Below are 14,234 nucleotides of genomic sequence, written 5' to 3'. Positions count from 1 at the left end.
AACCCGAGGCTGTGCACAGCGCCCGCAGGGGATGGGTCAAGATGGAGGTTGAGCGAACGACCAGCATCGCCAGAATCGGCTCTGGGTGATGGGTCGCCACGGTCACCCCGACACGACAGGAGGCTGCCATGCAACTGGCGCTCACACCCGAGGAAGCCGCGTTCCGCGACGAACTCCGCAGCATCTACACGACCAAGATCCCCCAGGAGTTGCGCGACCGGGTGCGCCAGGGCTCGGCGGAAGTGAACCGCGACGACATCGTCACCAGCCACAAAATCTTGCACGAACACGGGTTGGCGGTACCGAACTGGCCGGTCGAGTGGGGCGGCAAGGACTGGACGCCGACCCAGCACCAGATCTGGGCCGACGAGATGCAGCTGGCGTGCGTCCCGGAGCCGCTGAACTTCAACACCAAGATGGTGGGCCCGGTGATCGCCGAATTCGGTTCGGAGGAAGTCAAACAACGCTTTCTGCCCCCGACGGCCAGCCTCGACATCTGGTGGTGCCAAGGGTTTTCCGAGCCGGAGGCCGGGTCGGACCTGGCGTCGCTGCGCACCACCGCGGTCCGCGACGGCGACAGCTACGTCGTCAACGGCCAGAAGACCTGGACCACCCTCGGCCAGTACGCGGATTGGATCTTCTGCCTGGTCCGCACCGACCCCCAGGCGCCCAAGCGCCAGGCCGGCATCTCGTTCCTGCTGTTCGACATGAAGACGCCGGGCATCACGCTGCGGCCCATCAAGACGATCGACGGCGGCCACGAGATCAACGAGGTGTTTTTCGAAGACGTCCGCGTGCCGGCCAATCAGCTTGTCGGAGAAGAGAACAAGGGCTGGACGTACGCGAAATTCCTGCTGGGCAACGAGCGCACCGGCATCGCCGGCGTGGGCCGGACCAAGGTGCGCCTCGCCGAGGTGAAGAAGCACGCCGCGGCCACCGGGGTGCTCGACGATCCGTTGTTCGCGGCGCGGCTGGCCGAAGCCGAAAACGAGCTGCTCGCACTGGAACTCACGCAGTCGCGTGTAGTCACCGACTCCGCCAACGGGCAGCCCAACCCGGCCTCGTCGGTGCTCAAACTGCGCGGCAGCCAGTTGCAGCAGATCGCCACCGAACTGCTCGTCGAGGTCGCCGGGCCGGATGCGCTACCGGCCAACGGCGAAGACATCTCGTCGCCGTCCTGGGCGCAGCACAGTGCGCCGCACTACCTCAACTACCGCAAGACGTCGATCTACGGCGGCAGCAGCGAAGTGCAACGCAACATCATCGCGTCCACCATTCTGGGATTGTGAGGCAGCCATGGACTTTCAGTTGAGCGACGAGCAGTCCCTGCTCCGAGACACCACCCGCGACCTACTGGCGCGCACCTATGACCCGGAAAGCCGCAACAAGGTCATCGGCTCCGATCTGGGCTGGAGCCGCGAGGTCTGGAGCCAGCTCGCCGACACCGGGATCCTCGGGCTGGGATTCGAGCCCGACGAGTCCGGCCAGATCGAGATCGCGGTGGTGCTGACCGAGATCGGGCGCCGGCTGGCCCCCGAACCCGTCCTGCACGCCGCGCTGGGACCCGGCGCGCTGGTCGCCGAGCTGGGCAGCCAGGAACAGAAGCAGCTGCTCGACGAGGTCGCGTCCGGGCAGCGGCTGTTGGCCTTCGCCCACCTCGAACCGGGCCAACGCAGGCCGTCCGCCGCGTTGACCACCAAGGCTGCGCAGCAAGGTGATTCGTGGACGGTGAGCGGCCGTAAGAACCCGGTGCTCGCCGGGGACTGCGCCGACACCCTGGTGGTCAGCGCCGCCCTGCCCGACGGCGGCACGGGCCTGTTCCTGGTCGACGCGAGCGTCGAAAAGACTGTGACACGGCACCCGTACCGCACCTTCGACGGGCAGCGCGGCGCCCAGATCGACCTCGACTCCGCCGCCGCCGAACCTCTGGGTGAGGCGGCCGACGCGTCGGGCGCCATCCGCAACGCCATCATCCGCATCCAGTCGGCGCTGTGCGCCGAGGCGCTCGGGGCGATGGAGGAATCGCTGCGCCTGACGACCGATTACCTCAAGACCCGCAAGCAGTTCGGTGTCACGCTCAACAAATTCCAGGCGCTGACACAGCGGGCCGCCGACATGTACGTGTCGCTGGAACTGGCCCGCAGCATGAGCCTGTACGCGGCGATGTCGATCGCCGACGGCAACCTCGATCCGGTGATCGCCTCGCGGGCCAAGCTGCAGATCGGCCGCTCGGGCCGGCACATCGCGCAGGAGTCGATCCAGATGCACGGCGGCATCGGCGTCACCGCGGAATATCCGATCAGCCACTACGCCGCCCGGCTCACCGCCATCGAGCACACCCTGGGCACCTCCGGCGAGCACCTGCACAACCTGATCGACCGGCTCGGCGACTACGAGCTGGTCCGCCTCTGACCCATGGCCGAGCTGTCGGACAGGGTCATCGAGTTTCTGTCGGCCGGCACCCGCACCGGGATGCTGGGGTACGTCGCCGCCGACGGCCGGCCGCTGGTCACCCCGGTGTGGTTCGTCGTCGACGAGGGTCAGCTGGCCTTCAACACCGGCCGTGACACGTCGAAAGGGCGTGCGATAGCGCGTGATTCACGCGTCGTGATCTGCGTCGACGACCCGCACCCGCCCTACTCGTTCGTCCAGGTGCAGGGCGTGGCGACGGTGAGCGAAGACCCCGCGGACGTGCTGGACATCGCCACCCGAACCGGCGCCCGGTACATGGGCGCCGAGCGCGCCGAGGAGTTCGGCCGGCGCAACTCCTCGCCCGGCGAGCTCGTGGTGCGGGTGCGACCGACCAAGATCAACGCGGGATTCGACATCAGCGACTGAGCGCGTAACCGGCCGAACGTCGAGTTGTTGGGCCGACACGCCGGCTTTCCGCGCCACAAGTCCACGTTCGCGCCGGCGCGCCGGCGCCGGATGTTACGACGCCTCCTCGACCGGTTCCGGTTCCGCATCGGGCAGCTGGGCCACGAGATATTCGGCGAGCCCCCCGATGGTCGGATAGTCGAAGACCGCCGTCGCGTTGATGGTGAACTTGCCGCCGAACTGGCTGTGCAGCCGGTTGCGGAGCTCGATGGCCATGAGCGAATCCGTGCCCAGGTCCAAGAACCGGCTGCTCGCGGCGGGCGGCGACGCGAGCCGCAGGAAGTTCTGCACCTCGCGCTGCAGGAATTCGGTCACGAAACCGGCACGCTGGGGCACCGGAATCTCCATCAGCTGCTTGAGCAACTCGCTGTCACCGGTCACCTCCCCGGCGGCACTGGGCAACACCAGATCGAGGATCGGCGGACGCGAACTGCCCAGCACCTTCGCGGCACGCTGCCAGTTGGCCTTGAGGACGGTGGCCTGACCGGTGCCGTTCGCCACGACCTCGGCGAGGGCGCCGAGCGCGGCCGACGGTTCCAGCGGAATCAGGCCCTGCGCACTGATATTGGCGGTCGCGGCGTCCGAAGACGCCATGCCCCCTTGGGCCCAGGGACCGAAGTTGACCCCCGTGGCGGGCAAGCCTTGCGCCCTGCGCTGCGCGACCAGACCGTCGAGCAGCGCGTTGGCAGTCGCGTAGTTGGACTGGCCGGGCGAACCGAACAAACTCGACACCGACGACGACACGATGAAGAAGTCCAGCTCGTCGGCCTTCGTCAGCCTGTCGAGGTGGTAGGCGCCGATCGCCTTGGGCAACAGCGTCGTTCGGAATCGCTCCACGGTCTGCTGCGACAGCAGCGCATCGTCGAGCACGCCCGCCAGGTGCACCACACCGGCCAGCGGCGGCAACTCCGACCGGATGCGCTCCAGCAGACCCGCCACCGCGGACTCGTCGCCGACGTCGGTGGCGAAGACGTGGACGCGGCACTTGTAGCGCTCGGTGATCTCCTCGATCAGCCGTTGCGCGTCCGCACCGGGCTCGCGCCGGCTGGTCAGCACGATGTCTCCGGCACCGAGTTGGGCCAGATGCGACGCTGTGTGCAGACCGATCGCGCCAAGCCCGCCGGTGATCAGGTAGCTCCGATCGGGCCGCGGCTGCAGCGGATTCGGTATCTGGACCACGATCTTCCCGATGTGCCGCGCCTGCTGCATGCGGCGGAACGCGGCCCTCGCCTCGGTCAGGGGATAGATCTCGGCGGGCAGCGGCGTCCACTCGCCGTCGGCCAAGCCTTGCGACACCTCGGTGAGCAAGTCGCGAATGCGATCGGGTTCGGTGAACATCACCGTGTCCAATGCCACGATCTCGTAGGCGATATCGGGACGCGCCTCGGCCATCTGCTCGGGTGTCCAGATGTCGCGCTTGGCGATCTCGGCGAAGCGGCCGTTCTGGGCGGTGGCCTTCAGCGTCGCCTCGATGAACCCCTCGCTGGTCAGGGAGTTGAGGACCACGTCCACGCCGGCACCGCCGGTGTCCGCCAGGATCTGATCGGCGAAATCCGTTGTCCGCGAGTCGTAGACGCGCTTCACGCCGAGCTTGCGCAGCGTCGCACGCTTGAAGGTGCTCGCCGTGGCGAACACTTCGGCACCGAACCGCTGCGCCATTTGCACCGCCGCCAGGCCCACACCGCCGCTCGCGGCGTGGATGAGGACCTTGTCACCAGGTTTCAGCTGCGCCCAGTCGAAGGACAGCCGCACCGTCAGCGCCGCGGCGGGAATGGTGGCCGCCTCGACCGCGCTCACCCCATCGGGGATCGGCGCCAGGAACTGGGCTGGCACATTGAACCGGCTGGAGAACGCGCCCTGCATGGAGCCGTAGACACGTTGTCCCACTTCGACTCCGGTGACGCCGGCGCCCAATTGGGTGACGACGCCGGCGAAGTCGCCGCCGATCGGTCCGGGATCGCCCGGGTAGAGGCCGAGGACGTTGAGCACGTCGCGGAAGTTGAGGCCCGCGGCCTCGACCCGGACCTGCACGTAGCCCTCGTCCGGCGCGGGCACCTCCGCCTCGGTCAGCCGCAGGTTGTCGATCGCGCCGCGTTCGGTGGGCGCCAGGGCAAAGTCGCGCCCGCGTGGCACCGTGAGATGACCGCTGCGCGCCCACGGCAACAACCGCGAGGCCAGCAGCTTTCCTTGCCGCACGGCCAGTTCCGGTTCGTCGACCGGGGTGCCAAGCAGCGCGGCCAGCGCGTGCACGGCCTCGGGTGAGCCGTCGCAATCGACGAGCTTGGCGCGCAGCGCCGGTTCCTCGTTGATCGTGGTGCGGCCGAAGCCCCACAGCGCCGCCTGCACCGGTTCGACGGGCTCGCCGGATTCGGTGGCCACCGCACGCTCGGTGACGATCCACAATCCGCCGGGCAGCTTCACCTCCCCGCGTTGCACGGTGTGCACGGCGCTGAGCAGATTGGCGATCTCGGTCTCGAGGCGCGCCGTGACGTCCGCGCTCGTCTCTTCCCCGTTCGGCGCCGTGCTGCGCCAGACGACACCGGAGAATGGCAACCCGCGCTCGTGGGCTTCAGTCAGCACCTGCCCCAACGGATCCGGATCGTTGGCGCGGTCGAGCGGGATGCACCCGGGGACCTTGGCGGCCAGTTCGTCGAAGCCGGCGATCAGCCAGGTACCGGCGGGCTCGCCGGCTTCTTCGCTCGCCGGTGGCGGCACCTCGTGCCAGCCGAGGGTGTAGAGCAGCCGGGTGGCGTCCCCACCCAGGCCCCGCAGCAACGCCTCGCGCGGTGCGCGCTTGACCGTGAATTCGCGAATTCCGCCCAGGTGACGGCCATCCCGGTCCACGAAATCGAGGTCGAAGACCTGGGTTTCGCTGTTGAGCTCGCTGCTGTGCCACCTCGCGTGGCAGTAGAACCGCCGAGGCATCTTCTCCCGCAACGCCACTTGGCCGTAGCGCAGCGGCAGGAACAGATCGTTGACGCCCTGTTCGGCCGCGAGCAGCGCGGGGAAGGCCGGGAATGCGACACCGGTGCACAGGTCCATCAGCACCGGATGCATCGGTTCGCTGCCGAGTTGTTCGGCGAGTTCTTCGCCGACGAGGATGTCGCCGATCGCCTCACCCTCGCCGAGCCACAGCGACTTCAGCGACCCCGACCAGGTCGGCCCCCACGCCAGCTCCAGGTCGGCGAAGGTCTCGAACAATTCCTGCGGGCGCATGCGGTTCAGGCGCTCGATCGTTTCGTCGATCGGATCACCCTCGGATACCGGCTCGTCATCCGCGCCGGTGCCGACGGTGCCCTCGGCGTTCAGCGACCATTCGGCGCCGCGTTCACCGTACGGGCGGCTGTGCACTTGGAACGTGGACCCACCGCCGTCCTGCAGCGGGTGCAGGGTGAGCTGCACCTCGCGAGAGCTCTTCTCGGGCAGGATGATCGGCTCGTAGAAGAAGACGTCCTTCACCCGCGCCGGGGCGCCGACCGCGGCGAGGGCCATCGCCGCGTAGGTAGCCCCAGGGACGACGACGGTCCCGTAGATGACGTGATCGGACAGCCACGGCTGCGATTTGACGGACAGCCTGCTGGTGTAGACCGAGTCGCCGGAGGCGAGGTCCTTCGCGTTGCCGAGGATGCCCGAGGACGAACCGGCCCCTCCGTCGACGGCGATGCCGGACGTCTTGGGCCAGAAGCGGCGGCGCTGGAAGGGATAGGTGGGCAGCTCGAGCCTGCGACGCGGCTGACCCTGCAGCGCAGCGAAATCGGGGCGAAGCCCGCCGACGTAGGCCGCGGCCAGCGCGTCGGCGATCTGGCGCCGATCGCCAATACCCTTGCGCAGCGAGACGATCGCGCGCGGCGCGGACAGGTGCTCCGGCCAGACCTGCACCGCGGCGCCCGTCAGTACGGGTTGCGGCCCGATCTCCATCAGCACCGAGCAACCCAGGGCCGCCACCGTGCGCACACTTTCGGCGAACTGCACCGGCTGCCGGGAATGCCGACGCCAGTACTGCGCGTCCAGCGGCGTCTGGGTCGTCAGCACGGCGCCGGTGCGGTTGCACACCAGCGGCATCGTCGGGGCGGCGAACCGGAATTGCGCCGCGTACGACTCGAATTCGTCGAGCACCGGATCCAACAGTTCCGAGTGGAAGGCGTGGCTGGTCTGCAGCCACGTGCAGCGGATCCCCTCGTCACCGCACTTGGCGACGATCTGCTCGAGGTCCTCGCCCGGCCCAGACAGCACGGTGTTGGGTCCGTTGTATGCCCCGACCGACACTCGCGGGAATTCGCCGGCGGCCTGCTCGACGTGCTTGGCGTCGGCGAACACCGCCACCATGCGCCCACCTTCGGGCAGGCTGCCGAACATCCGGCCGCGCTCGGCCATCAGCCGGGCGCCGTCCTCGAGGCTGAACACGCCAGCCACACATGCCGCCGCGTACTGGCCCACGCTGTGCCCCAGCACCACATCGGGTTGGATCCCCCACGACTGCCAGAGCCGGGCCAGGCCCATCTCGACGGCGAACAGCGCCGGCTGCGCAAAGGACGTGTGCCGCAGCCTTTCTCCGGCTTCGCCTCCCGTTTCGCGATCGGTGGCGAACAGCACCTCCAGCAACGGATGCGGCAGGATCTCGCCGACCGCGTCGGCACAACGTGTCACGGTGTCGGCGAAAACCGGCTCGGTGTCGAACAATTCACGCGCCATCCCCGGGTACTGGCTGCCCTGGCCGGTGAACAACCAGGCCGTCGTCGGGTGGTGGGTGTGCTCGCCCCGCACGACGCCGGGTCGCAGGCGGTTCTCGGCCAATTCGGCCAGCGCCTCGCGCGCACCCTCGACCGAGTCCACGACCAGCGCGGCGCGGTGTTCAAAGTGCGAGCGGCCCGTTCCGGCGGTGAGGCACACCTCGGCGAGATCCGCGTCCGGGTGGGTGGTCAGCCACTTCTGGTAGCGCCGTGTCAACGCCACCAGCGCTTCCGGTGACCGCGCGGACAGCGCCAGCACGCTCGGCTGTCCATCCCGGGCCCGGTCCGTCGACTCCGTCGCGTCGTCGTCGACAGGGTGCCGGTCGGCGGAGGCGGCTCTCGCCGGCGCCTCCTCGACCAGCACGTGCGCGTTGGTGCCCGTGAACCCGAAGGAACTCACCCCGGCGCGCCGCGGTCTGCCGTTGGCCCGCCACGGCATCGCCGTGTCCACGACCCGCACCGGCAGCGAATCCCACGGGATGTGCGGCGACGGCTCGTCGAAGTGCAGGCTTTGCGGCAGGACCTCGTGCTGCAGCGACAACACGACCTTGATCAAACCGGCTGCGCCGGAAGCCGATTCGGTGTGCCCGATGTTGGTCTTCACCGAGCCCATCAACAGCGGCCGGTCCGCGTCGCGGGCATCCCCGTAGGCGGCCGCGGCCGCCTGTACCTCGATCGGATCACCGAGCGGGGTGCCCGTCCCGTGCGCCTCGAGATAGTCGACGTCCCCGCCCGTCAGGCCGGCGCGAGCCAGCACCGAGCCGATAAGCCGTTGCTGCGCACCGCCATTGGGCACCGTCAGGCCGCTGGACGCCCCGTCCTGGTTGACCGCGCTGGCGGGGATGACCGCGCATATCCGGTCGCCATCGCGCTCCGCGTCGCTCAGCCTCTTCAGTACGAGAATCCCGCAGCCCTCGCTGCGCACGTAACCGTCGGCGGAGGCGTCGAAGGTCTTGCAGCGCCCGACGGGCGAAAGCATCCGCGCGCGGGAGGCCGCGACGACCGTCACCGGACTCAGCAACACGTTCACGCCGCCGGCCAGCGCCATGTCGCAGTCACCGGAATGCAGCGCCTGGCAGGCCTGGTGGACGGCGACCAACGCCGAGCTGCATGCGGTGTCGATCGCCACCGCCGGTCCTTCCAATCCCAGCGCGAAGGCGACCCGGCCGGAGATGGCGTTGAGCGCGTTGCCGGTGATGAAGTGGGGTTCGATCTTGTCGATCGACTCCGAGGACAACAGGTGCGCATATTCGTTGGCCGCCACGCCCACGAAAATCCCGGTTGGGCTGCCGCGCAAGGCGGCCGGCGCGTACCCCGCCCTTTCGAGGCCCTCCCACACCGTTTCGAGCATCAGCCGCTGCTGCGGCTCGATCCAGACGGCCTCGCGGGGTGAGATGCCGAAGAATTCGGGATCGAACCCGTCGATTTCGTCGAGGAAGCCGCCGAACCGCGTGTAGGTCTTGCCCGCTGCGTCCGGATCGGGGTCGTAGAACTCGTCGATGTCGAAGCGGTCCTCGGGGACCTCGCGGATCGCATCGACCCCGTCGGACAGCAACTCCCAGAACGCTTCCGGGTCGGGTGCGCCGGGGAAGCGGCAGGACACCGCGACGATCGCGATCGGTTCATCCGTGCGCGTCGTCACGACCGATGCCGGCTGCGGTCTCGGTTTCGGCGACCCCGGGTCGCCGAGTTCGAGCACGTCGCGCAGCAGGTAGTCGGCCACGTCGGACAGCCGTGGGTGGTCCATCGCCAGGGTGGCCGGGATCTCCTTGCCCACGCCCTGTTCGATGCGGCGCCGCAATTCGACGGCCATCAGCGAATCCATGCCGAGATCGAAAAAGCCTGCGTCCTCCCGGATCTCCGCGGCATCGACGCGCGTCACCTCCGCCACCGCGTCCCGCAGGTAGTCGGTCAGAAGTTTCTTGCGCTGCTGCACCGGGGCGCCGGTGAGCCGCTCCACCAACGGGGTCTTCCCCGCGACGATCGCGGACGGCCCCGCCGTACTCGTCAGCCCGGGCACCTCGCGTTCCAACTCCGCCAGGAACGCCCGCCTGCCCGCCTGCTGATAGAGCGGCAAGAAGCGGGCCCAGTCGATGCGGGCCACCACACCCTGCACGAGGCCCTGCCCCGCCGCAGCGGCCACGGCATCGGCCAGACCCGCGAGCGCATCGGCGGGAGACAACGTCCGGACTCCGCGCTGATCGAGTCGGGCGCGGGATTCCGCGTCGGCCATGCCCGCCGACCACGGCCCGAAGTTGACGCTGACGGCGAAGATGCCCTGCCCGCGCAGGCGCCAGGCCAGCGCGTCGAGGAAGGCGTTCGCGGCGCCGTAGGCGGTCTGGCCGAATCCGCCCCACACCGAGGCGATCGAGGAGGTGCTGATGAAGAAGTCGAGATCGAGGTCGGCCGCCGCCTCGCTCAGATGCCAAGCGCCCCAAACCTTGCCGGCGAAGACGCGATCGATCTCGGCGTCCTGCAGCGCGCTCAGCGGCGTGGTGCCGATCTCGCCCGCGGCGTGCACGATGCCGGCCAGCGGTGGCAGCTCGGCCTGAACGCTTGCCAGCAGGCGTGCCACGTCGTGCGCGTCGGCGACATCGGCGGCCACGACGCGGATTTGGCAGCCGTGCTGTTCGCCCAGGGCGTTGATGCGCTGTTGCGTGGCATCGCTGGGATCGCGCCGGCTGGTCAGAACCAGATGCCGGGCGCCATTCGCGGCCAGGTGGCCGGCGATCTCCAGTCCGATCGCGCCCAGCCCGCCGGTCACCAGATATGTTGCGTCGCCGCGCAGGTGCAGCGGTGTCCCGCTCGGCGGCGCAGAGCGCCGCGCCAACCGGGGTGTGTAGACCGCCCGATCACGCAGCGCGAGCTGGTCTTCCCGGACGGCCGAGCCGTGCGGCGCGGCGATCCGGTCGACGAGCGCAGACCATTCGTCGGCCGCGTTGTCGCCGCCCTCTGACAGGTCCGCGAGTCCGCCCCACACGTGCGGGAGTTCCAGCGAGGCGGCTCGGCCGAATCCCCACAGGCAACTCTGATGCGGCGCCACCGTGTCCGTGTCGGCGACGCGCTGCGCGCCGCGGGTCACGATCCAGATGGGGCCGCGCAGTTCGGCGGCCACCGCCGCCCGAAAGACCCGCCGCGTTCCGCCCAGGATCCGGTGTTGCATCCGCAACAGTGACCGCATCGACGGTGTGGCCCCGGCTTCCAGGGCCGCGACATGCACGATGCGTAACGTCGCATCCTCGGTTGCCGCAGCGCGCAACGTTTCCGCGAGCCGTTCCTCGTCGGCGTCGGACGCCGGCAACCCGACCACTTGGTGCGGTTCGTTGCGCGCGGCCAGCAGGTCGACCAACGGCGGGACCGCGTCGGCATCGTCGGAGACGACGATCCAGCTGCCTGCCTGGTCCACGTCGGCACCGGAGAGCGGAGAGGTTGACCTGTCCCAGCGGATCTCGTAGCGGTCGTCCGCGATGGACCGGGTCGTGCGCTGTTGATTGTGTTGCGCCGCAAGCTTGGTGAGCACCTGCAGGGTGTGCTGGTCGTCGCTCGCACCGCCGAGCAGGGCGGCGAGTTCCTCGATTCGGCCGTCCTCGAGCAGGCGGACGGCTTCGGTTCGCGGTCCGCCGGTGTCCCGGGGTTGCTCGGGGCGCTCGCGAGCGTCCCGGAACCAGTATTGACGGCGCTCGAACGGATAGGTGGGCAGGTCGAGCTTTCGCGCGTGCGGCCGCCGCAAGGCGGCGAAATCGGGCAGGTGGCCCAGCACATACGCGTCGGCGACCGCTTCGGTGATCTGGCGGTGGTCAGCGGTATTGCGCCGCAGCGACGTGATCACCCGGGGCGCGGTGGCCGGGTCGGGCCACGCGCCGAGGGCCGCGGCGGTAAGGACCGGTCGCGGGCCGATCTCGAGCAGCAGTTTGCAGTTCATCTCGGCAAGCGTGCGCACGCTCTTGGCGAATTGCACCGGCTGGCGCGCGTGCCGGCGCCAGTAGGCACCGTCGAGCTTCACGCTGCGACCCAGCGCGGTTCCGGTGCGGTTGTCGATCAAAATCCGTTGCGGCGCAGCGAAGTCGAATCCTCCCGCATACGCCTCGAATTCGTCGAGGATGGGGTCCAGGAGCGCCGAGTGGAACGCGTGACTGGTGTCGAGCCAGTCGCACCGGACACCATCGGCCGACAATGCGGCCACCGCGCGTTCCAAATCGGCTGCCGGACCGGACAATACGGTGTTGGCGCCGTTGTAGGCGGCCACCGACAGGCTGGGAGACTCGTCGGTCAGCCGCTCGACCCGCTCGGCCGCGGTGAACACCGCGACCATCCGGCCACCGGAAGGCAAGCTGCCGAACAGACGGCCGCGTTCGGCCATCAACAGCGCGCCGTCCTCGAGGCTGAGCACGCCCGCGACGCAGGCCGCAGAGTACTGGCCGACGCTGTGGCCCAGCACCACGTCGGGCTCGAAGCCCCACGACTGCCACAGCCGGGCCAGGCCCAGCTCCACGGCGAACAAGGCCGGCTGCGCGTAGGAGGTCTGCTGCAGCGTCGCTTCGCTGTCCGGGCTGTCCACATCGAAAACGACGTCCAGCAACGGCTTTTCGAGAATGTCGGCGACGGCAGCGGCGCAACGATTCAGCGTCTCGGCGAACACCGGCTCGGTGTCGAACAACTCCCGGGCCATGCCGGGGTATTGGCTGCCCTGACCGGTGAACAGCCACGCCGTCTTCGGTGTGTCATGGGATTCTCCGCGATACAAACCGGGCGCCGGGCGCTCCTCGGCGAGCGCGCCCAGCAGCTCCATGGCGGATTCGCGCGAATTGACCACCAACGCGGCCCGGTGCTCCAGGTGCGCCCGCCCCGCCCCGGCGGTAAAGCACACGTCCGCCAGGGTGGCCTCCGGGTTCGCGCCCAGCCAGGCGCGGTATTCATCGGCGAGCCGCATCAATGCGGCGGGCGTTCGGGCCGACAGCGGAAGGATGCTGAACCGCCGGCCCCCGGGCGCATCGACCGGGGCCGGTACCGCGGGGGCCGATACCGCCTGTTCGGGCGCTTCCTCGACAATGACGTGAGCGTTCGTCCCGGCGAAGCCGAATGAGCTGATCCCCGCAATGCGCCGTTGTCCGTTGCGTTTCCAGGGCGTGGCCTCCTTGACGACTTCCACCGCCAGCCGATCCCAGGGGATGTGGGGCGACGGGTTCTGAAAGTGGAGGTGCTGGGGCAGCAGCTCGTTCTCCAGGGACAGGATCACCTTGATCACGCCCGCGATGCCCGCGGCCGCTTCCAGGTGTCCGATGTTGGTCTTCACCGACCCCATCAGCAGGGGCTGGTCGGGTTCGCGCCCGGCCCCCAGCACCGCTCCCGCGGCCTGGGCCTCGATGGGGTCGCCGAGCGATGTCCCGGTGCCGTGCGCTTCCAGGTAGCCGACATCGCGGGGCTCGAGGTCGGCACGCTTGAGCGCGTCGGCGATGACCCGTTGCTGGGCAACCCCGTTCGGAACCGTCAACCCACCCGAAGCGCCATCCTGGTTGATCGCGCTGCCGCGGATCACCGCCCGAATCCGGTCCCCGTCGCGCAACGCGTCCTCGAGGCGCTTGATCACGATGACGCCACATCCCTCGCCGCGCACGTAGCCGTCGGCGGCCGCATCGAATGTCTTGCACCGACCGTCGGGCGCGAGCATGTGTGCGCTGGAGAACGTGATCATGGTGGCCGGGGTGAGCAGGACGTTGGCGCCGCCGGCCAGCGCGAGGTCACATTCGCCGAGGCGCAGGGCCTGGCACGCCTGATGGATGGCCACCAGCGACGAGCTGCACGCGGTGTCGACGGCGACAGAGGGACCCTGCAGCCCCAACCGATAGCTGATCCGCCCGGCCGCGGCGGCGTTGGACGTCCCGATGGCCATGTAGGCCTCGATCTCGGGATAGGTCAGCTCGTCGGAGGCCATTCCGAGGTAGTCGTGCGTGGCCAAACCGACGAAGACACCGGTGTTGCTGTCAGCGAGATCCGTTGGTGCGTAGCCCGAATGCTCGACCGCGCGCCACGCCGTTTCCAGCAAGATCCGGTGCTGCGGGTCCATCAACCTGACCTCGCGCGTCGACAAGCCGAAGAACGGGGCGTCAAACCCCGTTACGTCGTCGACGAAGCCCGCACGGCGGGTGACGACCTTGCCCGGCGCACCAGGCTCGGGGTCGAAGAATTCATCGGCATCCCACCTGTCCTGCGGCACTTCGGATATCGCATCCCGGCCGTGCCGCAAGACGTCCCAGAACTCATCCGCGTCGGCGGCGCCCGGAAATCGCGCCGCATAACCCACGATCGCAAAACCCGATGCCGATTCCCCCAGACCTTCGACGGATGCCATGCGCTTGTCCTCTCTTGGCCGGTCAAGATCGATCCGCGCGGGGGCCCAGTTGCACTCGGAGAATCATGTCCTTTAGGCCAGCACCGCGTGTGCAGCGCCGCACTGCGCAGCGACAGCCGGCGCGGCCGCCGCCCTGCGTCCCCGCCCGGCCGCACGATCGCCACAACTCGATCGCCGCAACTCGGTCGCCAAAGACCGGTCGGATCCGTGAGCGAGTGTAGGCGGTGGCCCGCGCACGGCTGCGACGGCGATCACTTCGAGGGTTATCTTGGTCGCGA

The 14,234-nt window shown here is 69.0% G+C and carries 4 protein-coding genes; 3 read left to right on the top strand and 1 reads right to left on the bottom strand.

From position 1 onward, the window contains the following. Positions 1 to 128: 128 nt before the first annotated feature. The 3 genes from OCQ_RS07840 to OCQ_RS07830 are packed head-to-tail and all read left to right on the top strand — an operon-like array spanning position 129 to position 2,838. Positions 129 to 1,289 carry an acyl-CoA dehydrogenase family protein gene (locus OCQ_RS07840; protein ID WP_008255257.1) on the top strand — a complete coding sequence of 387 codons (1,161 nt, stop codon included), beginning with the start codon at positions 129 to 131 and terminating at the stop codon, positions 1,287 to 1,289. A 7-nt stretch (positions 1,290 to 1,296) separates the two neighbouring features. Beyond that, positions 1,297 to 2,412: an acyl-CoA dehydrogenase family protein gene (locus OCQ_RS07835; RefSeq protein WP_014379697.1), complete on the top strand. Its 1,116-nt coding sequence runs from the start codon at positions 1,297 to 1,299 to the stop codon at positions 2,410 to 2,412. Positions 2,413 to 2,415: 3 nt separating this feature from the next. Then, positions 2,416 to 2,838 (top strand): PPOX class F420-dependent oxidoreductase, encoded by a 423-nt coding sequence (locus OCQ_RS07830; protein ID WP_008255252.1) that lies wholly within the window; start codon positions 2,416 to 2,418, stop codon positions 2,836 to 2,838. A gap of 93 nt (positions 2,839 to 2,931) precedes the next feature. Here the strand turns inward: OCQ_RS07830 and OCQ_RS07825 are convergent, their stop codons facing one another. Continuing rightward, positions 2,932 to 13,956 (bottom strand): type I polyketide synthase, encoded by an 11,025-nt coding sequence (locus OCQ_RS07825; protein WP_014379696.1) that lies wholly within the window; start codon positions 13,954 to 13,956, stop codon positions 2,932 to 2,934. Positions 13,957 to 14,234: the final 278 nt, after the last annotated feature.

Origin of the sequence: Mycobacterium paraintracellulare (assembly GCF_000276825.1) — a bacterium.
GTDB lineage: Bacteria > Actinomycetota > Actinomycetes > Mycobacteriales > Mycobacteriaceae > Mycobacterium > Mycobacterium intracellulare.
Note: the sequence above shows the minus strand (reverse complement) of the source record. Positions and strands in the feature narration are given on the sequence as shown.